This window comes from Pseudohaliea sp., assembly GCF_040217025.1.
Lineage (GTDB): Bacteria > Pseudomonadota > Gammaproteobacteria > Pseudomonadales > Halieaceae > Pseudohaliea.
Genome location: NZ_JAVJOA010000008.1, coordinates 118,420 through 139,340, shown reverse-complemented (window position 1 = coordinate 139,340; position 20,921 = coordinate 118,420). Strand labels below are relative to the sequence as shown.

The 20,921-nt window shown below is 68.1% G+C and carries 18 protein-coding genes and 1 riboswitch; of the genes, 11 read left to right on the top strand and 7 right to left on the bottom strand.

Features of this window, described 5'->3' with window-relative positions; genetic code table 11:
• Window positions 1-51: 51 nt before the first annotated feature.
• The 3 genes from RKE50_RS04890 to RKE50_RS04880 all read left to right on the top strand — a co-directional run bounded on the left by RKE50_RS04890 (window position 52) and on the right by RKE50_RS04880 (window position 3,764).
• Window positions 52-1,290, top strand: coding sequence for a cytochrome P450 (locus tag RKE50_RS04890; protein ID WP_350034855.1), 1,239 nt, complete (start codon window positions 52-54; stop codon window positions 1,288-1,290).
• A 133-nt stretch (window positions 1,291-1,423) separates the two neighbouring features.
• Window positions 1,424-2,224: a glucose 1-dehydrogenase gene (locus RKE50_RS04885; protein ID WP_350034854.1), complete on the top strand. Its 801-nt coding sequence runs from the start codon at window positions 1,424-1,426 to the stop codon at window positions 2,222-2,224.
• A gap of 124 nt (window positions 2,225-2,348) precedes the next feature.
• Window positions 2,349-3,764 (top strand): hypothetical protein, encoded by a 1,416-nt coding sequence (locus RKE50_RS04880; protein ID WP_350034852.1) that lies wholly within the window; start codon window positions 2,349-2,351, stop codon window positions 3,762-3,764.
• Between the two features lie 75 nt (window positions 3,765-3,839).
• Here the strand turns inward: RKE50_RS04880 and yghU are convergent, their stop codons facing one another.
• Genes yghU through RKE50_RS04865 form a run of 3 tightly spaced genes read right to left on the bottom strand, consistent with a single transcriptional unit; the run spans window position 3,840 to window position 5,940 of the window.
• The gene (yghU, locus tag RKE50_RS04875; protein WP_350034851.1) at window positions 3,840-4,682 is read right to left on the bottom strand and encodes a glutathione-dependent disulfide-bond oxidoreductase; all 843 of its coding nucleotides are present in this window, start codon (window positions 4,680-4,682) and stop codon (window positions 3,840-3,842) included.
• Window positions 4,679-5,410, bottom strand: a complete 732-nt coding sequence (locus RKE50_RS04870; protein WP_350034849.1) for a C1orf50 family protein — start codon at window positions 5,408-5,410, stop codon at window positions 4,679-4,681. The genes yghU and RKE50_RS04870 overlap by 4 nt, the downstream gene beginning before the upstream one ends.
• Window positions 5,411-5,442: 32 nt before the next feature.
• On the bottom strand, window positions 5,443-5,940 hold the full coding sequence (locus RKE50_RS04865) for a DUF501 domain-containing protein (protein WP_350034847.1): 498 nt from the start codon (window positions 5,938-5,940) through the stop codon (window positions 5,443-5,445).
• 45 nt (window positions 5,941-5,985) lie between these two features.
• A riboswitch (cobalamin riboswitch) is annotated at window positions 5,986-6,190 on the top strand.
• 98 nt (window positions 6,191-6,288) lie between these two features.
• On the opposite strand from RKE50_RS04865, the gene RKE50_RS04860 reads away from it, so the two are divergent.
• Genes RKE50_RS04860 through RKE50_RS04840 form a run of 5 tightly spaced genes read left to right on the top strand, consistent with a single transcriptional unit; the run spans window position 6,289 to window position 11,568 of the window.
• Window positions 6,289-8,151, top strand: a complete 1,863-nt coding sequence (locus tag RKE50_RS04860) for a TonB-dependent receptor plug domain-containing protein (RefSeq protein ID WP_350034845.1) — start codon at window positions 6,289-6,291, stop codon at window positions 8,149-8,151.
• Between the two features lie 16 nt (window positions 8,152-8,167).
• Window positions 8,168-8,779, top strand: coding sequence for a cob(I)yrinic acid a,c-diamide adenosyltransferase (gene cobO, locus RKE50_RS04855; protein WP_350034843.1), 612 nt, complete (start codon window positions 8,168-8,170; stop codon window positions 8,777-8,779).
• Complete coding sequence (locus RKE50_RS04850; protein ID WP_350036479.1) at window positions 8,776-9,825, top strand: FecCD family ABC transporter permease; 1,050 nt, start codon at window positions 8,776-8,778, stop codon at window positions 9,823-9,825. Before cobO ends, RKE50_RS04850 begins: the two co-directional genes overlap by 4 nt.
• The gene (locus tag RKE50_RS04845; RefSeq protein WP_350034841.1) at window positions 9,822-10,616 is read left to right on the top strand and encodes a heme ABC transporter ATP-binding protein; all 795 of its coding nucleotides are present in this window, start codon (window positions 9,822-9,824) and stop codon (window positions 10,614-10,616) included. The genes RKE50_RS04850 and RKE50_RS04845 overlap by 4 nt, the downstream gene beginning before the upstream one ends.
• A 7-nt stretch (window positions 10,617-10,623) precedes the next feature.
• Complete coding sequence (locus RKE50_RS04840; protein ID WP_350034839.1) at window positions 10,624-11,568, top strand: cobalamin-binding protein; 945 nt, start codon at window positions 10,624-10,626, stop codon at window positions 11,566-11,568.
• Here RKE50_RS04840 and sstT read toward each other — a convergent pair.
• Window positions 11,562-12,755, bottom strand: coding sequence for a serine/threonine transporter SstT (gene sstT / locus RKE50_RS04835; protein ID WP_350034837.1), 1,194 nt, complete (start codon window positions 12,753-12,755; stop codon window positions 11,562-11,564). The two genes, RKE50_RS04840 and sstT, sit on opposite strands and share 7 nt — an antisense overlap.
• Before the next feature lie 114 nt (window positions 12,756-12,869).
• Between sstT and RKE50_RS04830 the strand changes: the two genes are divergently transcribed.
• Window positions 12,870-14,150, top strand: coding sequence for an O-acetylhomoserine aminocarboxypropyltransferase/cysteine synthase family protein (locus RKE50_RS04830; RefSeq protein ID WP_350034835.1), 1,281 nt, complete (start codon window positions 12,870-12,872; stop codon window positions 14,148-14,150).
• Between the two features lie 34 nt (window positions 14,151-14,184).
• Here the strand turns inward: RKE50_RS04830 and RKE50_RS04825 are convergent, their stop codons facing one another.
• Entirely contained in the window at window positions 14,185-14,754 is a 570-nt protein-coding gene (locus RKE50_RS04825) for a nuclear transport factor 2 family protein (protein WP_350034833.1), read from the bottom strand.
• 67 nt (window positions 14,755-14,821) lie between these two features.
• Here RKE50_RS04825 and RKE50_RS04820 point away from each other — a divergent pair, with 67 nt between their 5' ends.
• On the top strand, window positions 14,822-15,988 hold the full coding sequence (locus RKE50_RS04820) for an acyl-CoA dehydrogenase family protein (protein ID WP_350034831.1): 1,167 nt from the start codon (window positions 14,822-14,824) through the stop codon (window positions 15,986-15,988).
• A 13-nt stretch (window positions 15,989-16,001) separates the two neighbouring features.
• Window positions 16,002-17,636 (top strand): class I adenylate-forming enzyme family protein, encoded by a 1,635-nt coding sequence (locus tag RKE50_RS04815; protein ID WP_350034829.1) that lies wholly within the window; start codon window positions 16,002-16,004, stop codon window positions 17,634-17,636.
• A 5-nt stretch (window positions 17,637-17,641) separates the two neighbouring features.
• Here RKE50_RS04815 and RKE50_RS04810 read toward each other — a convergent pair whose 3' ends face one another.
• Window positions 17,642-18,547 carry an SDR family oxidoreductase gene (locus tag RKE50_RS04810; protein WP_350034827.1) on the bottom strand — a complete coding sequence of 302 codons (906 nt, stop codon included), beginning with the start codon at window positions 18,545-18,547 and terminating at the stop codon, window positions 17,642-17,644.
• A gap of 13 nt (window positions 18,548-18,560) precedes the next feature.
• Window positions 18,561-20,819, bottom strand: coding sequence for a TonB-dependent receptor (locus tag RKE50_RS04805; protein WP_350034825.1), 2,259 nt, complete (start codon window positions 20,817-20,819; stop codon window positions 18,561-18,563).
• Between the last annotated feature and the right edge of the window lie 102 nt (window positions 20,820-20,921).

The window sequence follows — 20,921 nt, the reverse complement described above, 5'->3', positions numbered from 1 at the left end:
TGCGTCGCGCTGTTAACATACCAGCGTACACGGGTGATGCAAGGGGAAACCATGGCGACCGGCAAGGCCTCCGCACCGGCGGGCGTGCACTACGACCCGCGGGACCAGGCCACCATCAACGACCCGATCCCGGTGCTGCGCACGCTGCAGGACCATGCGCCGGTGTACTGGTGCGAGGCCCTGCGCGGCTGGGTGATCACGCGCTACGACGACGTCAAGGCGGTGCTGCGCAACGACGATTTCTCGGCAGACCGCATTACGCCTTTCTACGAGGCACAGCCCCCCGAACGGCAGGCGCCGATCCAGCAGCTCATCCGCTACCTGAACACCTGGGTCGCCTTCAAGGACCCGCCGGAGCACACCCGCCTGCGCAAGCTCATGAAGACCGTTTTCACGCCGGAGACCGTCGCCGGCCAGCGCGGCGTGGTGGAAAAATCCGTCCAGCGCCTGATCGCGCGGCTGGAAGATCAGCGCGAGTTCGACTTCATCAGCGAGTTCGCCTTTCCCCTGCCGGCCATGGTCATCCTCGATCTCCTCGGCCTCCCGGAAGCCGACATGGACGACCTCAAGAACTGGTCGAACAAGATGCAGCTGTTCATCGGCAGCGCGACTACCTCGCCGCAGAAGTACGACCTGGCCGAAGAGGGGGCCATCGCCATGGCCGCCTACTTCCGCGAGGCCATCCGCGAGCGCGAGCAGCACCCGGGCAACGATCTCATCACCCACCTGCTGGCGCTGCGGGAGGTGGACGACGCGCTCACGGAAGACGAGGTCATCGGCACCTCCATGCTGTTCCTCTTCGGCGGGCACGAGACGACCACCAACCTCATCGGTAACGGCGTTCGCGCCCTGCTTTCCCACCCGGCGCAGAAGCAACAGCTCCTCGATGACCCGGCGCTCATCGACAGCGCCATCGAGGAAATCCTGCGCTACGACGGTCCCACCGGCGCCTCCGTGCGCCTGGTCAAGCACAGCCACAGCATGCACGGCGTTCATCTCGAAGCGGGTGAGCGGGTCTTCGTGATGATCAATGCCGCGAACCACGACCAGCGCGCCTTCACCGACCCGGACCGCTTCGACATCACGCGCTCGCCCAACCTGCACCTGACCTTCAACTTCGGCCCGCACTTCTGCATGGGCGCGCCGCTGGCACGCCTGGAGGGACAAGTCGCCATCGACGAGGTGCTGCGCCGCCTACCCAACCTCACCCTGGCGGCGGACAGCTACGACTACATGGACACCATGATCATGCGCGGCGTCCGCAGCATGCCCGTGCGCAACGCGCCCTGAGGCGCCAATCGTCGCGCGCCCGCTCCATCTGGCCCCGGATTGCTGGCCAGCGCGGCGCCGGGCGGGCAGACTACGCTCTCACCTTACCGCTCATCGTGAGCAAGACAGGCGGCTGCGGGCCGGGGGCGACAACATGGCAAGACTGCAGGGCAAGTCCTGCCTAGTGACCGGGGCGGGCCGGGGCATCGGCGCGGCGATCGCCGCCGCCTTCGTCGACGAGGGCGCGCAGGTCTGGGTCACGGACCTCGACGGCGGCAGTGCCGCGGCCGTCGCCGCGGAACTCGGCGATGCGGCGCGGGCGGCCACGCTGGACGTGCGCGATGAAGCGGCCTGGGATGCAGCCATCGGGGAACTGCTCGCCGAGGCGGGTCACCTCGACGTGCTGGTGAACAATGCCGGCATCACCGGTTTCGAGGGCGGTGCCGTGGCCCACGACCCGGAGCATGCCAGCCTCGCCGACTGGCACGCAGTGCACGCCACCAACCTCGACGGCGTCTTCCTCGGCTGTCGCGCGGCGATCCGCGCCATGCGCGCCGGCGGCCGCGGCTCGATCATCAATATCTCCTCGCGCTCGGGCATGGTCGGCATACCGGCCGCCGCGGCCTACGCCTCCTCCAAGGCCGCCGTGCGCAACCACAGCAAGACCGTCGCCCTGTACTGCGCCGCGGAAGGCCTCGCCATCCGCTGCAATTCGATTCATCCGGCGGCGGTGCTGACGCCCATGTGGGAGCCGATGCTGGGGGACGGCCCGGGGCGCGAGGAGCGTATGGCCGCCTTCGTCGCCGACACGCCGCTCAGGCGCTTCGGCGAACCTGCGGAGGTCGCGGCGATCGCCGTGCTCCTCGCCTCCGACGAGGCCGGTTACATCACCGGCACGGAACTGACCATCGACGGCGGCATCCTTGCCGGGAGCGCAGCGGCCCCATCGAGCTGACACCACCGTTATCCGGGTGTCACGACTCTGTCAACAGACGGTCACACAACCGCAAGAAATCTGTCATGTCGCGCTGCTAGCTTGGCCACTTCGGTCAAACGGCAACAACAAGGAGCAGCCTGTCATGATCCGACCCTTGACCCGTAGCAAGAAAGCCCTCGCAGCCGCCATGGTCGCGGCCGCCGCCCTCGGCGCTACCGGCGCCAGCGCCCTCCCCGCCCTGGTCACCAACGGCAACGATATGGGCGAGGGTTCCCTGCGTGCCGCCCTCGAGAGCGGTGCCACCGAAATCGTGGTGTCCACGGACCAGGACATCATGACCATGAGCCCGCTGGTCTACAGCGGCGAGAAGAAGCTGAAGCTCTACGGCACTGGCCAAACAGTCATGACCATGGACAACCACACGCTGCTGGAAGTCAGCAACGGCGCCGATCTCGAGGTCATCGGTCTGAACTTCATGGGCCCCGGTGGCTTCGATATCAACAACCCCGCCAGCGCACCGGCCGGCAAAGGCATCTTCGTGGACGTGCGTGATAACCAGAGCGGAACTGTCAAGGTCGTGCTGAACAACGTCACGGTAAGCGGTGTTGCCAACCACGGCGTGCACATCTCCGACTGCGACCTAGCCGACGATTGCGGCAGCGGCGGCGGCGGTGCCGGCGGCGGCTCCAACGCGTCCATTCTCGTTGAGTTCGACGACGTCACCATCGACAACGTCGGTTACGGCAAGTTCGACGCCGACGGCCTGCGCGTCGACGAGCGTGGCAACGGCAACATCGTTTTCCGTGCCGACAGCTCCACCTTCACGAACGTGGGCGCCGACGGCGTCGAGCTCGACGAGGGCCAGAACGGCGTCGTGGTCGCCAGCGTCAACGACTCGAGTTTCAATGACAACGGCGGCTACTGCGACCCGGTCCAGGTCGGCGCTGAACTGGCGGCATTCCTCGGCAGCTACGAGGACGAGGGCGAGTTCGACGGCGAGGTACCGGAAGATTTTCCGGGAGCCCCCACGGCCGAAGCCTTCACCGACCCCACCTGCGTCGAGTACGAGGCGGAGGAAGACGGCGGCGTCACTGCTTATGAATATGCCATCGACACCGACGACGGCTTCGATATCGACGAGGCCGGCAACGGTTCGCTGATCGCCAACATCATCAACTCCGAGGTGCTGCGCAATCTCGACGAAGGTATCGACTTCGACGAGGAAGACAACGGCGCCATCGACGCCAACTACATCAACGTCGTGGCGTCGGAGAACTCGGACGACGGCTTCAAGATGTCGGAGGAAGGCCCCGCCGGCGTGCGCAGCCTGTTCCTGGGCTCCACCGCCATCGACAATGGCGGCAAGGGGGCGGTATGGGAGGAAGCCGATGCCGGCGACGTCAACGTGCTGGTGATCGGCGCCACCACGAGCGGCAACGACGATGGTGAGGAAGATCTCGAAGCAGTGCAGGAGGACCAGGGCTCCGGCACGATCACCGTGCAGGACTCCAACATCGCCGGCGAGATCGTCGCCGAAGGTGTGGAACTGGTCCAGTAACTCCTCGGTGCCCGCCGCAAGGCGGGCCCGACGCCCCGCTTACCCCGCCTGGCGCGGGGTTTTTTTGCCCGCCCCTCAGTCGAGATCCGCCGCGGCGTGGCGCTCGCGGACCTGCTCCTCTTCCGGGCCCCAGACCCGGTTGACGCGGCGGCCCCGCTGCACAGCGGGGCGCGCCTCGATGGCCTCGGCCCAGCGCTTGACGTGCACGTAGCTGTTCACGTCGAGGAACTCCTGGGCGTTGTAGATATCGCCGGTCACCAGCACGCCGTACCAGGGCCAGGTGGCCATGTCGGCGACGGTGTACTCGTCGCCGGCCAGGTAGTCGTGGCTGGCGAGGTGCCGGTCGAGCACGTCGAGCTGGCGTTTCACTTCCATGGCGTAGCGGTTGATGGGGTACTCGAACTTTTCCGGGGCGTAGGCGTAGAAATGGCCGAAGCCGCCGCCGAGAATCGGTGCGCTCGCCATCTGCCAGAACAGCCAGCAGAGCGTTTCGCTGCGGGCCCTGCCCTCCTTCGGCAGGAAGGCGTCAAACTTCTCCGCAAGGTAAACAAGGATGGCACCGGACTCGAACAGCCGCATGTGCGGATCGCTGCTGCGGTCGAGGAGCGCCGGAATCTTGGAGTTCGGGTTGATGGAGACAAAGCCCGACCCGAACTGGTCGCCCTCGAGGATATTCACGAGCCAGGCATCGTACTCGGCGCCGCTGTGACCGAGGGCGAGGAGCTCTTCCAGCATGACCGTGACCTTGACGCCGTTCGGCGTGGCCAGGGAGTACAGCTGCAGCGGGTGGTCCCCGACCGGCAGCTCCGCCTCGTGCGTGGCGCCGGCCACCGGGCGGTTGATATTGGCAAAACGGCCACCGCTGGCCGCATCCCAGGTCCAGACGCGCGGCGGTGTGTAGCCGGATTCCTCGCTCATGGCTGTCTATCCTTCTCGCAAAGAGGCTGGTTGGCCGACGCGTCGCGCGAGGTGCTTAGCGACGCATCGCGGGGGATTGCATGCTCGCCCGGCGGCTGTGGTGCTGTCAAAGCCGCCCGGCGCAGCCCGGCAGCGCCGAGGCGCAGGGTCTCCCGCGCTTGTGCCGCACTCGCCCCCGCCGCCGCGAGAGACTGGCGCAGCGAGGCGCCGAGGCCGGCGGCGAGGAGGCGGCGGTAGTAGGGCAGCTCCCGGTGGTACCCGGGCAGTTGAGCCTCCAGCGGGCCATCCACGTCGAGGCGCTCGAGGAAATCCTGGACCAGCGCCGCCACCCGATCACGCAGCGCGGCATCGGCCGCCAGTGCTGCCTCGGCGTCGAGGGACCAGGTCATGTCCTCGCGCAGCCAGCAGGGGCCCAGGCAGTGCCCCGGGGCCCGCTCGCCCCACTCCGCTGGCGAAATCAGCGACAGGCGCCAGCCGGTATCGTCACGGTCCAGGTCAAGATCGAGGACCCGGTCGAGATCGCAGTAAAGGTAGTAGCGCTGCCCCACCACCGGGCGCAGATCGCAGCGTGCCGACAGCACGAGGGTGGAAGCAAACAGGTCCAGGAGCAGTGCCGTCGGACTCTTGGCGGCGGCCGCGCGCGGCCGCAGCGCGTGCCAGTGCGCGAGGACGGGCACGAGGCCCTTGCCCTGCGGGTTCGGGTTCCTGGTCCGGGGGTCGCTGGTCATGGCCCTTGCTACGCGGCCGGGCCGCGCCCGGCTCAGGCTGCCTCCGCGGCCCAGTGCGCATCGAGCAGCGTGCCGATCGTGTTGGCCTCGACGAGATGCGCGGCGTACCAGGTATGCAGGCAGCGGATGCGGCGGAAATCGGCAATGCCGCCGATACCCCGCTCGGCGAGCGCTGCCCACTGGCCCCGGGCCTCGAGCAACTCCCGCTCGGCCGGCGCGAGGTACCGCTCGCGCAGGGCGATGTGCCGGTAATGGTCGCCGGCCATCGCGGCGGCGAGCTCCGGCTCCGCGTCGACGCGTGCCTGCAGTTCGGCGATGAGCCCCCCGGCCTCGGCCCGGTCAATGCGGTAGTTGAGCACCGGGTCGATGAGCCAGAACAGCGTCGGGAAGGGCTTGCCGTCGACGACGGAGGCCACCCGGATCACGGCCGGCTCGCCGCCCGCATCCCGCGCCGCAACGGCGCGCAGACCGCGCGGTTCGCGACCCAGGCGCCGGGTGATGGTAGCGAGGGTGGGGGCATCGATGTCCATGGGCGGCATTCTACCGCAAGGTTTGACATTACCCGGACAGCGCCCTACAGTCTCCGGCGTCCAGGGTGCCTGCCGGTGCGGAGCGCAATCCGCATCTGGGCAGGTTAAATGGGAAGACTGGTGCGGCCCCCGGGGCCAAGGCCAGCGCTGCCCCCGCAACGGTATGCGGCTGTCTTCGAACGACCTCCAGCGAGAGACTCTCTTCGAGAGACACCGCGAGCCCGATACCTGCCCGGACATGAGCACCGATGGAGCGGAGGGCTTCATTAAAGGTCGCTGAATGTTCGCGCATTCCGTCTCCTTGATCCCCTCCCTCAATCGCCCGTTACCGGCTATTGAGGACTCAGCATGAAACACCCCTTCCCGGCCCGTGCCCTGGCTCTCGCCCTGGCACCGGTGGCTGCGCTCGCGCAGGCCGCCAGCGACAACCCCCTCGAGGAGATCGTCGTCATCTCGTCCCGAGTACCCATGCCGCTGCGCGAGGTGGGCACGGCCATCAGCGTCATCGACGAGGAAGAGATCACCCGCCGCGGCTTCAATTCCCTCGCAGAGATCCTGCGCACGCAACCCTCGGTGGCCGCTTCCAACACCGGCGGCCCCGGCAAGGCGACGGCCCTGCGCATCCGCGGTGAAGAGGGCTTTCGGACCAAGGTCCTGGTGGACGGCATCGACATTACCGACACCTCCGGCACTCAGTTCAGCCCGCGCATGGAGCAGTTCCTTTCCTCCGGTATCCAGCGCGTGGAGATCCTCCGCGGGCCGCAGGGCCTCATGTACGGCGCCGATGCCGGCGGCGTCATCAACATCACCACGCTGACACCGCGGGACGGCCTCGGCGGCCGGCTTGCCGCGGAGGCCGGCAGTTTCGGTACCCGCGAGTTCAGCGGCAGCGTCGGTGGCGACCTCGGCGCCGTGGACTTCCTGCTCGGTATCGCCGATTTCAGGACGGACGGCTTCAATTCGCGCAGCACGGACACGGACCTCCGGGACGATGACGGCTACGAGAACAGCACCTACAACGGGCGCCTGGGCTGGGACGTCACGGACACGCTGCGCCTGTCCGTCGCCGGTCGCCGCAGCGAGGGCGAGAACGAATACGACAACTGCTTCACGGTCGACACCTTTGCTTCCAGCAACGACTGCACCGATGACTTCAGCCAGGACGCCGTGCGCGTCGCGGCCGACTACAACGGCCAGCAGTTCACCCACCAGCTGGCTTTCAGCGAGAACCGCACCGAGAAAGACTTCTTCACCGAGGGCCGGCGCAGCTTCGGCGCCGACGGCGAGCTCAGCCGCTGGTCCTACGTGGGCAGCTGGCGCAGCGGCGAGGTGCTGCGCCTCGTCTACGGCCTCGACCGGGAAACCCAGGCCATCGACGATGGCAGCTTCGACCGGGACCGCGACCAGACCGGCATCTACGGCGAGGTCCAGGGCCGCTTCGCCGACGGCATCACCGTGACCGCCGGCGCGCGCAACGACGACAACGACGACTACGGCAGCTTCACCTCCTACCGGGTGAGCGGCGCCTGGGTGACGGCCCTGGCCGGCGGCGAGCTCAAGCTGCGCGGCACCTGGGGTACCGGCTTCCGCGCGCCGAGCCTGTACGAGATTTCCTACAACCGCGGTCCCTTCGCCTTCCCGCCGGCGGCAACCGCGGACCTCGAGGAAGAGACCAGCGAGGGCTACGACCTGGGCGTGGCCTGGGCCGGCGAGCGCGGCCAGTACCTGGAGCTGACCTGGTTCGAACAGCAGGTCGAGGACCAGATCTTCTTCGACCTGGTCGGCTTCTCGGGCTACCTGCAGGAGGATGGCGAGTCCGAGTCGCGCGGGGTGGAGCTGGCGGCAAGCTGGCCCCTCGCCGCCGGCTTCACCGTGGACGGTAACTACACCTGGAACGACGCCGAGACCGCGACCGGGGAGCAGCGCGCCCGCCGCCCGGAGCACCTGGGCAACCTGGGCTTCACCTTCACCGGCCGCGATGAGCGCCTGAAGCTCGGCGCGCACCTGCGCCTGTCCCGGGACGCGGTGAGCACGGCGGCCACGCCCCTGGACGACTACGAGGTCGTGGACCTGAACGCCAGCTTCGAGCTGTTCCCGGGACTGACGCTCTTCGGCCGGATCGAGAACGCCCTCGACGAGGACTACGAGGAGGTCCCGACCTACAACACCGCCGAGCGCGCCGCCTACGCCGGCCTGCGCTACCGCTTCTGACACCGGAGACAACCCGATGAGTGACGAGACGAGCCGCGACGAGAAGCATAAGCGCGCGATGCAGAAACAGAAGGAAAAGGTCGACGCGAGCATACGCGCCGCCCAGCTCGAGCGCGGCGTGGCCGTGCTGCTCACCGGCAACGGCAAGGGCAAGTCGAGCTCCGCCTTCGGCATGGTGATGCGCGCCCTGGGCTATGGCCAGAAAGTCGGCGTTGTACAGTTCATCAAGGGGGAGCAGCTCTCCGGCGAGGAACTGTACCTGCGCGACAAGTGCCAGGAGGTCGACTTCTACCAGATGGGCACGGGCTTCACCTGGGACACGCAGGACCGCAGCGGTGACATCGCCGCCGCGAAGCGCACCTGGGAGAAGGCCAAGCCGATGCTAGCCGACCCCGCCTTCGACCTGGTGGTGCTGGACGAGCTGACCTACATGCTCTCCTTCGACTACCTGCCCGAGGAGGAAGTTCTCGAGGCCCTGGTCAACCGCCCGCGGGAGCAGAGTGTCGTGGTGACAGGCCGCGGCGGCGGCAGCGGCCTGCAGGCCATCATGGACACGGTGTCCGAGGTCCGGGAGATCAAGCACGCCTACACGGCGGGCATCAAGGCCCGCAAGGGCGTGGATTTCTGAACGCCACGGACGCGCGCCAGGGGCGGGCACGGCGCTTCATCGCCCTGCTCGCCACCCTCCTCCTGCCCGCGGCGCTCGCCAGCCTCGCCCTCGGCGCCGTTCCCCTCGGCCCGCGCGAACTCGCGGCCGGCCTGGTTGCGGCCCTGGCCGGCGACTTCACCGATCCGGCGGCGACGATCGTCGCGCAGCTGCGCCTGCCGCGCACGCTGCTGGCCGGTTCCATGGGCGCGGTGCTGGCCCTCTGCGGCGCTGTGAGCCAGGGCCTGTTCCGCAACCCGCTGGCTGACCCGTCGCTCATCGGCGTCACCGGGGGCGCCACCCTCGGCGCGGCGGCGGCCATGGCGCTGGGCGCCGCTGCCCTGCCGGCACTGCCGGTGCTCACCGTTGTCTCCCTCGGCGCCTTCGCCGGCGGGGTTGCCGCGGTGCTACTCGTCTACCGCCTCGCCACCGACAGCACCGGTACCTCCGTGGCGACCATGCTGCTCGCCGGGATCGCCATCACCGCGCTCGCCGGCGCCCTCGTCTCCCTGTTCGAGTTCTATGCCGACAATGCGCTGCTCCGGCGCATCAGCCTTTGGAAGATGGGCGGTTTGGAAACCGGCAGCCGCCCGGAAGTGCTCCTGGCCCTGGGGGTCACCGCCGTGCTCTGCGTGGCCCTGCCCCGGCACGGCAGCGCACTGAACGCCCTGCTCCTCGGCGAATCCGAGGCGGCCCACCTCGGCATCCGGGTGGGCCGCCTGAAGGCGATCCTGGTGGCCTGGATCGCCCTCGGCGTCGGTGTCTCCGTCGCCCTTGCGGGCACCATCGCTTTCGTCGGCCTGGTGGTACCGCACGTGGTGCGCCTGGCGATCGGGCCCGACCACCGCTACCTGCTGCCGGGTTCGGCCATGGCGGGCGCAATCCTGCTGCTCCTGGCCGACACCGCCGCGCGACTGCTGGCCCCCCCGGCGGAGATCCCCGTCGGCATTCTTACCGCGCTGGTGGGGGTGCCCTTCTTCCTTTCCCTGCTGCGGCAGCGGGCCCGCTTCGGCATGGTGGCAGCATGAGCGTGCTCCTCGCGGCCCGCGGCCTGAGTGCCGGCTGGGGCGGCTGCCCGGTGCTCTCGGGTATCGACCTGCAGCTCGGCAGCGGTGAAGTGCTGGGCCTGCTGGGGCCCAACGGGGCCGGCAAGTCCACGCTGCTGCGCGCGATGGCGGGAGACCTGGCACCGCTCGCGGGGACGCTCGCGCTCGAGGGCCGCACGCTTGCGGACTGGGCGCCGGAACAACGCGCCCGCCGCGTGGCCTACCTGCCGCAGGCATCTAAGCTGGCGTTTCCGTTCACGGTGCACGAGGTGGTCATGCTCGGGCGCCTGCCGCACGACGCGGGCCGCCGGGCGGACGAAGCGATCGTCGCCGAGGTCCTTGCCTGGACCGATACCAACCACCTCGCCAGCCGCCTTTACACGCTGCTCTCCGGCGGCGAGCAGCAGCGCGTGCAGCTCGCGAGGGTGCTATGCCAGTTATTGCATAGGGCGCCCGATGAGCCCCTGGGCGGCCGGCTCCTGCTCCTCGACGAGCCGAGCGCAGCCCTGGACCTTCGCCACCAGCAGCTGCTGGCGGACACGGTGCGCAACCTCGCCGCCCGCGGCTGCAGCGTGGTGCTGTCGCTGCACGACCTCAACCTGCTGTCGAGCCTCGCCGACCGGCTGCTGGTGCTCGCCGACGGCGAATGCCGGGCCCTCGATACTCCGGCCGCCCTGCTCACGCGGGCATTCCTCGGTGAGCTCTTCGGCACGGAGCTGGCGGTACAGCCGCATCCCCTGAAGGGTTATCCGCTTGTTTTCCCGGCGCTCTGATCGCCCGGTGGAGCATTGCCCCCGCCGCGCCAGCGCCGGCGGGAGGGGCAGCCAGCATCGCAGCCACGGCGCTGCACCCGCACGGCGGGCCTGGCTGCTCCCCGTTCTGTTGCTGCCGGCGATGCTCACGGCCGCGCCGGTCAGCGTGGTCGACAGCCGCGGTAAAACCGTCAGTCTGCCCGCCCCGGCCGAGCGCATCGTCGCGCTGGCGCCGCACCTGGCGGAAAACCTCTTCGCGGCCGGCGGCGGGGGCCGCCTGGTCGGCACGGTGGCGTACAGCGACCACCCTGAAGAAGCCCGGGACGTGCCGCGGATCGGCGGCTACAACGCCCTCAGCCTCGAGGCCATCATCGCCCTGCAGCCGGACCTGGTGCTGGCCTGGGGCTCCGGCAACGGCGCTGCGATCGTTCAACGGCTCGAGACCCTCGGCCTACCCGTTTACGTGGACGAAGTGCGCGACCTGGCCCGGATCGGCGAGACCCTGGTGCAGCTGGGCCGGCTCGCCGGCACGCCGGCGCGGGGTGAGGCGGCTGCCGCCGCGCTGGCCGAGGGTTTTGCCGCCCTCGGCCCGCCGGCGGGCAGTCGCCGGCTGCGCGTGTTCTACCAGCTCTGGCACGACCCCATGCAGACCGTGGGCGGCAGCCACCTGATCAGTGCGGTCATCGAACGCTGCGGCGGGAAGAACCTGTTCGCGGACGTGCCGTCGCTGGCGCCCCGGGTGAGCCGGGAAGCGGTACTCGCGCGCGACCCGGAGGTGATCATCGCCAGCGGCGCAGGCAGGGAGACGCCGCCCTGGCTCGCGGACTGGCGCCGCTTTCCGCGCTTGTCGGCCGTCGCGGCGGACGCGCTCTACGGGCTGAACCCGGACCTCATCCAGCGGCCGACGCCGCGGCTCCTGGATGGCGCCCGCGCCGTCTGCGCCCTTCTCGAAAAGGCCCGCTCGCGCTACTGACGCAGCGGCGCGTTGTCCACGGCCCAGGTGTAAACGACGTCCGTGCTCGAATTGAGCGCGGTCTCGGCCGAGTCCTGGATCACGCTGATCACGAAGCCCACCGCCACCACCTGCATGGCCACGTCCAGGGGAACACCGAAGAGCGAGCAGGCCAGGGGGATGAGCAGCAGGCTGCCGGAGGGCACGCCGCTCGCGCCGCAGGCGGCCAGGGCGGACACCACGCAGAGCACCAGGGCGGTGGCGAAGCTCGCCTCGATGCCGAGCGTATTCGCGGCGGCCAGGGTGAGCGTGGTGATGGTGATCGCGGCGCCGGCCATGTTCACGGTGGCGCCGACCGGGATGGTCACCGAGTAGAGCTCCTCGCTGATGCCGAGCTTCTTCGCCAGCGCGAGGTTCACCGGGATGTTGGCCGCGGAACTGCGCGTGAAGAACGCGGTGATCCCCGACTCCTCCAGGCAGCGCAGCACCACCGGGTAGGGGTTGCGGCGCGTCACCAGGAAGACGATGAGCGGATTGACCAGCAGTGCCACCACCACCATGGCGCTCACCAGCAGCAGCGCCAGGGCCGCGTAGTCGGCCAGGGCCGCGATGCCGGTGGTTGCCACCGTGTAGGCGACCAGCGCGAAGATACCCACGGGGGCGAGGCGGATCACGTAGCGGACCACGTCGGCCACACCGCCGGCGAGCGTTTCCAGGTGCTCGCGGAAGCTGGTCGGCGCGCGGCGGAAGCTGATGCCGAGGAGCACCGCCCAGGTCAGGCAGCCGAGGAAGTTGCCCTCCAGCAGCGCGTTCACGGGGTTGTCCACGAGCTTGAACAGCACATCGGCGAGCACGCTGCCGACCGCCGCCGGCGGGCTCCCCTCGGCCGCGTCGACGAGAACCAGGGTCTGTGGAAACGCGAAGCTCAGCAGCACGCCGACCAGCGCCGCGCAGACAGTCCCGGCGAGGTAAAGCAGCAGGGTCAGGAACGTGCGTCGGGCATCGCCGCCGCGCTCGTGCCGGTTGGCGATGGCGGACATCACCAGCAGCAGCACCAGCAGCGGCGCCACCGCCTTGAGCATGCTGACGAAGAGCCGCCCGAGCAGGCCCACGGACTCCCCGGCACCGGGCAGCAGGACACCGCAGAGCGCACCGAGCACGACCCCTGCGAGGATCTGCGGTACGAGGCCCCAGCGCAGTGGATTCATCGGCTACCTCCGGCGGCTGACAGGGGAAAGGGGGAAGGGAGCGTAGTGTACGCGAGCGCCGGCGGCTGTGGTAAGTTGCGGAACCCCGCAAGGACCCAGGCAGAGGACACCCGCATGAAACCCGAGACCATCGCCCTGCACGCCGGCTACGACGGCGACCCCGCCAGCAGCCACGCGGCCACCACGCCGATCTACCAGACCACCTCCTACACCTTCGACAACACGCAGCACGGGGCCGATCTCTTCGACCTCAAGGTGCCGGGCAATATCTACAGCCGGATCATGAATCCCACCTGCGCGGTGCTGGAGGAGCGACTGGCGCAGCTCGAAGGGGGGGTCGGCGCGCTCGCCGTCGCCTCGGGCATGGCGGCGATCCGCTATGCGATCGAGGTGATCGCCGAGACCGGCACCAACATCGTCAGCACCTCGCAGCTTTACGGCGGCAGCTACAACCTGTTCGCACACACCTTCCCGCGCCAGGGCATCGAGACGCGCTTCGTCGCCGCCGATGACTTCGACCGCATTCCCGAGCTCATCGACGGCAAGACCCGCGCCCTGTTCTGCGAGTCCATCGGCAACCCCGCCGGCAACGTGGTCGACGTGGCGCGCTGGGCGGAGATTGCCGAGGCCCACGGCGTGCCGCTCATCGTCGACAACACGGTGCCTACACCCTTCCTCTGCCGCCCCTTCGACCACGGCGCGCACATCGTGGTGCACTCGCTGACCAAGTATATCGGCGGCCACGGCACGACCGTTGGCGGTGCCATCGTCGACTCCGGCCGCTTCGACTGGAAAGGCAATGCCGAGCGCTTCGCCGTGCTCAACGAGCCGGACCCCTCGTACCACGGCGTGGTCTACACGGAAGCATTGGGCGAGGCCGCCTACATCGGCCGCTGCCGGGTCGTACCGCTGCGCAACACGGGCGCCGCGCTGGCCGCGCATTCGGCCTTCCTGATCATGCAGGGGCTGGAGACGCTGGGCCTGCGCATGGAGCGCCACTGCGAGAACGCCGAGCGCATCGCCGCCTGGCTCGCCGCGCACCCGGCGGTCACCCACGTGAACTATGCAACGCTCCCGGACAGTCCCTACCGCGCCACCTGCGAGAAGATCTGCGGCGGCCGAGCCTCGGGTATTCTCAGCTTCGGCGTGAACGGGGGCCGAGAGGCGGGCGCCCGCTTCATCGACGCCCTGGAAATGATCCTGCGGCTGGTGAACATCGGCGACGCCAAGTCCCTGGCCTGCCACCCGGCGAGCACGACGCACCGGCAGCTGTCACCGGAAGAGCTGGCCTCCGCCGGCGTCACCGAGGACATGGTGCGCCTGTCCATCGGCATCGAGCACGCCGACGATATCATCGCCGACATCGAGCAGGCGCTCGCCGCCAGCCAGCAGTAGACTCGCGAAAAGTCCCGGTGCTGCCTGCACCGGCTCAGCTGCCGCCCGGCGCGTCTCCGTAATAGGCGCGCCAGGTGGCGAGCTTCTCAGGTATATCCGCACCAGCAGGTTCCTCATAGGCGCGCATGCGCGTCGCAAGGCCCGGTCCCAGCGCATCCAGGTACTGTGCCGTCGGCACGTAATAGAAGAAATCGAACAGCCGCTCGGCGAAGCGCCAGGCGCCGTCCTCGCGCCGGTAGCGGTCCGAGTAGCGGATTGCCGCGAGCATCGGTTCACCCTTGCGCTGCATCTCCGCGTGCGAGAGCACGGTGCCCCAAGCCTCGCCGGGATCGTCGCCGAAGCGGATGATCCTGTCGTGGGTGAAGTGGTTGCTCGGCCCGAGCACCGCGAAGCGGCCCCGGTAAAGCTCGATGACCGCGTCCCGGCCGCGGGCATCCATGACCCCGTCGCGGGACAGGATGTGCACGTCTTCCGTGAACAGGCCCGGCATGCCATCCATGTCGCGGTCGTCCATGACCAGGCCGTAGCGGGCGATGAGCTCCTCGATGGCAATGCGATCTTCGAGCCGGCGCAGGCGGGTTTCGAGGCTGTTTTCTGCGGGCATGGCTTTCCTCCACCGTTATTTTTGAATACCATTCAAGAAAAGCATAACGCAATGCAAGGAGTCTCGCATGTCTCTCGCTTTCCTCTCCGAGGAAGACCGTCTGTTCCGCGACACGGTGCGCAGCTGGGTCGATGCAGAGATCCCCAAGAACTGGTGCCGCGCACTGGAGCGTGAGGAAGACGCCTTCCCCCACGCCTTCTGGGACAAGCTTTCGGCCTTCGGCGCCCACGGCATCGGCATCCCGGAGGGATACGGCGGCCAGGGCGGCAGCATCGTCACCCAGGTGCTCTTCGCCCGGGAGCTCGCGCGCACCGCGGCGGGCGTCGGCTGGGTCTGGGGTGTCACCTCCTTCAGCGGCGGCAAGGGCGTACTTGGCGCGGGCAGCGAGGAGCAGAAGCAGCGCTTTCTGCCCGAGATCGCGGCCGGGCGCCTGAAGACTGCCATGGCCTTTACGGAAGCCGGCGGCGGCACGGACCTCCTTGGCGGCATGAAAACCACAGCAACGAAGGTCGACGGCGGCTGGCGGCTGAATGGCGAGAAGATCTGGAGCACCGGCGCGGGCGTGGCGGATTACCTGTTCCTCATGGCCCGTTCGGACAAGGACGTCAAGCGCCGCTCTGACGGCGTCTCCCTGTTCTTCGTGCCCCGGGAAGCAGAGGGGGTCACGGTATCGTCAATGCCGAAGCTCGGGATGCGCTGCATCAGCTCCTGCAGCGTGCACCTCGACGATGTGTTCGTACCCGACGACCTGCTCCTCGGAGAGGCCGGCAAGGGCTGGGGCTATTCCACGGGCACGCTAAACAACGAGCGCCTGGTGAACGCCGCCTTCTGCCTCGGCATGCTCGACGGCGTGCTGGAGGATGCGGTGGACCACCTGCAGACGCGGCGCGCCTTCGGCCACGTGATCGGCGAGTTCCAGGCCCTGCAGCACTACGTCGCCGACATCGCCATGTGGCAGAAGCAGGGCGAGCTCATGCTGCTCGACGGCGCCACGCTGCAGAGCGCCGGTGAGCCCTGCGCGAACGCCTCCAACATGGCCAAGGTCCTGTGCTCCGAGTACGCAGGGCGCGCCGCGGACCTCGGCATCCAGATTCTCGGCGGCATGGGCTATTCTGCCGAGACCGACATGCAGCGCTACTGGCGCGACGCCCGGCTCCTGCGCATCGGCCCGATCAGCAACGAGATGGCGCGCAACATGATCGCCGAGGGCCTCGGCCTGCCGCGCTCCTTCTGAGGGGGCCAGGACCATGAACCTGCAGACCATCGAAGCGACGTCTCTCGGCGACCTCCTGGTGCGGGCGGCAAGACAGCACCCGGACCGCCGGGCCCTGGCCTTCCCCGGCTACGACGTGACCTACCGCGAGCTGCTGGCTCGCAGTGAGGCCCGGGCCTGGAGCCTGCTCGCTCTCGGCGCCGAGCCCGGTGACCATGTCGGCATCCTTGCCCAAAACCGGCCCGAAGTCGTCGAGCAGCTGTTCGGCTGCGCCCTCGCCGGTACCGTGGCCGTGCTCCTCAATGCGCGCTACCGGGTCGATGAGCTGCGCTACGTGCTCGGCCATGCTGATCTCACCCTGCTGTACACCGGCGCGGAAGGGACGCCCACGGACTTCCCGGCGTTGATCGACGCCGCCCTGGACGGGGCCCTCACCGCGGCCCGGGATCCGCGCGCCCTCACCGCCGATGCCGCGCCGGCCCTGCGCGCCGTGATCCTCCTGGGCGACGGTGAACGCGCCGGATGCCTGCCCTCAGCGACGGCTGGCGCCCTCGGCGAGGCCGTGGACAGCGCTGCCATAGACCAGCGCCGGCGGGAGGTATGCCTGCGCGAGGCCTGCCTGATGATGTATACCTCCGGCACCACCTCGCGGCCCAAGGGCTGCCTGCTCTGCCACGAGGCGCTCGTGCGCAATGCGCTGGCCATGCGCGACCGGCTGGAGATCACGGCGGAAGACCTGCAGTGGAACCCCCTGCCCCTCTTCCACATGGCCTCGATCCTGCCGCTGCTGGCCATGGTCGGCGCCGGCGGTGGCTACCTCGCCGAGGCGCACTTCGAGGCCGGCCCGGCGCTCGAGCAGCTGTACCGGCACCGGCCGACCATTCTCTACCCGGCGTTCCCGGCCATCATGGCGGACCTGCTCGCGCACCCGGACTTTGACGCCGGGCGCCTCGGCTCTGTGCGGCTGATCAATAACGTCGCACCGCCGGAGGCCCTGCGCGCCAATATGCGCGCGCTCCCCGGCGCCCTTCATATCAGCGCCTACGGCATGACCGAGGCCTCGGGCATCTGCTGCCACGGCGCCGCAGACGAGGACGACGAGACCCGGGCCACGACCTGTGGCCGGCCCTACCCCGGGGTAAAGCTGCGCGTGGTAGACCCGGAGACGGGCGCGGTGCTGCCAGCGGGACAGCGAGGCGAGATGCAGGTCCGTGGCTTCTCACTGCTCGAGGGTTACTACCGCGACCCGGTGCGCACCGCCGAAGCCTTCACTGACGACGACTGGTTCCGCACCGGTGATCTTTGCAGCCTGACGAAGGCCGGCCAGGTCGCCTACCACGGCCGCCTGAAGGACCTATTGAAGATCGGTGGCGAGAATGTGTCGCCGCTTGAACTCGAGAACTGGCTGGGCACCCACCCGGCCATACACCTCGCCCAGGTCGTCGGCGCCCCCGATGACCGGCTCGGGGAAGTCGCGGCGGCGTTCGTGCAACTCCGCGAAGGCGCGAGCCTGAGCGCGGAGGAACTCATCGACTACTGCCGCGGACAGATCGCCTCCTTCAAGATTCCCAGGCACGTGCGCTTCGTCACTGAGTGGCCCATGTCAGCGACCAAGATCCAGAAGCATGTGCTGGCCGAGCGGCTGCGGGAGGAACTGCTCGAGGCGTAAGCCGTTCAGGCCAGCAGGCGGTGCTCAAGCCCCCACTGATACACCGTGGTGAGGGAGATCCTGTAGCGCGCCTGCAGGGCTTCCATATCAACGGTGAACGGGGAGGGCCGGGCCTCGTTATACCAGCGGTAGATCGCGGCGAGGTCTGCGGTGATCCGCTCCGAGGCAGAGCGCTCTCCGCCACCGAACAGCGATCCCATCTCCCGCGCGAAGGCCTCGACCGGCAGGCTTTCGAAACGAACGGTCTCCCCCCAGGCACAAGTGAGTGCCGCGGCTGTCTCAGGCCCCCGCAAAGCCTCCGGGCCGCCGACGATGAACTTCCGGCCGATCGTGCTCCGGTCCTCCGCAAAGGCAACCATGAGCCGGGCAACATCCTGCAGACTGATCCAGCTCACCGGCAACTCCTCCGCGTGGGGATAGCTCAGCACGCGACGCTCCCGGAGCACCGGCAGGGCCCATCCCCGCATGAGGTTCTCGATGAAGATGACCGGGCAGACTGCTGACGCGGCGACCCGGGAAGCGAGCAACTCCTCAACGATCTGATAGCGCGTGTCATGCGCCGGGTAACCCTTCGCTTCATCGCCGACATACAGGCTGGCGTTGAAGAGCACCCGGGCGACCCCGGTCCCCTCGGCCGCCCGGAGGAAATGCCGGAAGCCGTCGATAACGACGGCCGGATCGGAGAACGAGGCCGAGGGAAGATTAAGGAAAACAGTATCGAAGCCGGCAAGGGCGCTGCCAAGCGAGGCGGGATCATTAAGATCAAGCGGTACCGCCGGCGTTCCGCAGGGCAGGCACGAGCGGGTGGCATCCCTCGTGGCGCCGGCGGTGCGATAGCCCGCGGACCGGAGCGCGGCAACCTGTGCCGCGCCCTGGTCCCCGGTCGCACCGATGACGAGAACGGATTGCAACGGTCGTCGCCTGCTAGAAATCGACCCGCAGTTCCACGCCGTAGGTGCGCGGCACACCGCCCCACACGGCCCGGTGCGTGCCGCCGTCGAAGCCGAAGTCGTGGAACTCCTCGTCGGACAGGTTCCGCCCGAAGAGCGAGACGGACCAGCCGGCTGCGAGGCGCTCATAGGTTACGCTGGCGTCCAGCAACCCGTAAGCGTCCACGGCGATACTCGGGCTGTTCAGCGTGTCGACGAAGTGCTCATCGCGCCACTGGTAGGAAACCCGCGAGCGCAGCATGCTGTCGCCCGCCAGCGGCATGCTGTGCTGCAGCGTCGCGGTGAACTCGAACTCGGGTACACGCTCGAACTCGAGGTTCTCCGCGGCCGCATCGTCGATTTCCGGCTCGTAAACCCCGTTGCGGTCGGCATCGATGCCCGGAAACTCATCGTACTCCGCGTCGAGGTAACCCAGCGAGAAGTCCGCCGTGAGCGACTCGCTCAGCAGCATCGACGTCTCGATCTCGACGCCGGAGATGGTCGCCTGCGCAGCGTTTCGCAGTACCTGGGTGACCTGCGGATTGCCGTCGATGATAACCGTGTCCGAGATGGTGCGCTGGATATCGTCGTACTCGCTGAGGAATACGGCCGCGTTGAACCGCAGCCGGCCACCGAGCAGCGTTGACTTGATACCCGCCTCCCAGGTGATGACCTCCTCCTCGTCGACCGGGCCGATCGCCTCGGGGACCCGGGCGCGGATATTGTAGGACCCGGAACGGAACCCGGTGGACCAGCTGGCATAGGCCATGATGTCCTCCGACAGCTCGACATCGATACCCACGCGCGGCGAGAAACTGGTCCAGTTCTCGTCGTCGTTGACGGGGTTTGCGCAGTCGTTCATGTCCAGGCTGGCATAGACCGCCGGATCGGCACTGAAGGGGCAGAAAGTGACCTCCTTCGTCTCATCGGTAATACGACCGCCGAGCAGCAGGGTCCAGCGATCACTGAGGTACCAGCTGAGCTCACCGAATGCTGCGAGCGATTCGTCGTCGGTCAGGCCCAGCCCTACCTGCTGCAGCAGCGTTGGCGACTCCGGGGTACCGCCGATGAAGAACTCCCGGCGCTCACCGATGTCGTATTCCTGGGTAAAGTAGAACAGGCCAGCGGTGAATTCGAAACGGTCAGAGAAACTGGAAGCATAGCGCGCCTCGACGGAAAACTGCTCCTGCTTCTCGCGGTTGTCGGGGAAGTGGAAGACCGGGAAGGGCGAGCCGTCGAAGTCGGTCGACGTGTCGTAACGTACGTCCCGCGCACCGGTCACCAGCGTAAAGACGCCGTGATCGGCCTGGTAGCTGGCATCGAGCACCAGCATACGCGTTTCGGCGTCGAGGTAGCCCTGCAGGTCGTGCTGAATGTCGTACTTGTCACCGGGCGGTGTGTAGCCGAACACGCTCTGCACGACAGCCGGCCCCGCTACCCGCGGATCGATGCGGCTGTCGAGATTCTGCGACGCAGACGACCCACTGCGGCTGCGGTAGTACTCACCGATGAGGTTCAGCGTGAGTCGGTCCGTGGCATCCCAGCGCAGCACGGGGCGAAGGATATCGATATCCTGCTCCGGCTTGGTCTGGTCCGTGTACTGGTTCTTCCAGTAACCATCCCGGGAGCGGCTCGTGCCCGCAAGGCGAAGCGCCAGGTCGTCGGTGAGCGGCAGATCGACCGCACCGGTGAGCTGGATGCTGTCGTAGTTGGCGAGCTGGGCGCTGGCGTAGCCGCCGAACTCAGTGCCGGGCCGGCGGCTGGTTACGGAGACTGCCCCCCCGGTCACGTTCTTGCCGAACAGGGTTCCCTGGGGGCCCCTCAGTACTTCCACTGACTCAAAGTCAAACGCCGCAGCAATGGAACTCGGGCCGAAGCCCACGTAGATGCCGTCAAAGAACGCACCGACGGCCGGGTCCTGGGAGCGGGTCGTGTTGCTCACGCCGACGCCGCGAATGAAGAAGTTGGCAAAACCCGGGTAGGTGCCCGCGTCGTTCAGCTGGACGTTGGGGGCGTAGCGGCCGACATCCGTGAGGTCGACCGCAAAGGCCTGTTCCAGTGTTGCACCGCTGTACACAGATATCGCGGTAGGGATCTGCTGAACATCAAGGCTCGTGGCGCGTTTCTGGGAAGTGACGACGACCTCCTCAAGGACCTGCGCCCCCGCATGGCCGGCCAGGACCGGCAGCGCTGCGGACAGGGCGGCGGCAAGCGTCTTGGGTTGTAAATACTTGCTTCTGGCAATGCGGGCCATGGGATACCTCTTTATCGTTGTTGTGAAAAACATGGTGTTTTTGAAATAAGTTCAAACAACGGGGCAACCATAGGCAAGGAAAATCACCGCGTCAATCCCCGG

Bases quoted from the DNA above. Each gene is read 5' to 3' on its own strand.
- RKE50_RS04890 (WP_350034855.1), top strand. From the start codon at position 52: ATGGCGACCGGCAAGGCCTCCGCACCGGCGGGCGTGCACTACGACCCG.
- RKE50_RS04885 (WP_350034854.1), top strand. From the start codon at position 1,424: ATGGCAAGACTGCAGGGCAAGTCCTGCCTAGTGACCGGGGCGGGCCGG.
- RKE50_RS04880 (WP_350034852.1), top strand. From the start codon at position 2,349: ATGATCCGACCCTTGACCCGTAGCAAGAAAGCCCTCGCAGCCGCCATG.
- yghU (WP_350034851.1), bottom strand. From the start codon at position 4,682: ATGAGCGAGGAATCCGGCTACACACCGCCGCGCGTCTGGACCTGGGAT.
- RKE50_RS04870 (WP_350034849.1), bottom strand. From the start codon at position 5,410: ATGACCAGCGACCCCCGGACCAGGAACCCGAACCCGCAGGGCAAGGGC.
- RKE50_RS04865 (WP_350034847.1), bottom strand. From the start codon at position 5,940: ATGGACATCGATGCCCCCACCCTCGCTACCATCACCCGGCGCCTGGGT.
- RKE50_RS04860 (WP_350034845.1), top strand. From the start codon at position 6,289: ATGAAACACCCCTTCCCGGCCCGTGCCCTGGCTCTCGCCCTGGCACCG.
- cobO (WP_350034843.1), top strand. From the start codon at position 8,168: ATGAGTGACGAGACGAGCCGCGACGAGAAGCATAAGCGCGCGATGCAG.
- RKE50_RS04845 (WP_350034841.1), top strand. From the start codon at position 9,822: ATGAGCGTGCTCCTCGCGGCCCGCGGCCTGAGTGCCGGCTGGGGCGGC.
- sstT (WP_350034837.1), bottom strand. From the start codon at position 12,755: ATGAATCCACTGCGCTGGGGCCTCGTACCGCAGATCCTCGCAGGGGTC.
- RKE50_RS04830 (WP_350034835.1), top strand. From the start codon at position 12,870: ATGAAACCCGAGACCATCGCCCTGCACGCCGGCTACGACGGCGACCCC.
- RKE50_RS04825 (WP_350034833.1), bottom strand. From the start codon at position 14,754: ATGCCCGCAGAAAACAGCCTCGAAACCCGCCTGCGCCGGCTCGAAGAT.
- RKE50_RS04820 (WP_350034831.1), top strand. From the start codon at position 14,822: ATGTCTCTCGCTTTCCTCTCCGAGGAAGACCGTCTGTTCCGCGACACG.
- RKE50_RS04815 (WP_350034829.1), top strand. From the start codon at position 16,002: ATGAACCTGCAGACCATCGAAGCGACGTCTCTCGGCGACCTCCTGGTG.
- RKE50_RS04805 (WP_350034825.1), bottom strand. From the start codon at position 20,819: ATGGCCCGCATTGCCAGAAGCAAGTATTTACAACCCAAGACGCTTGCC.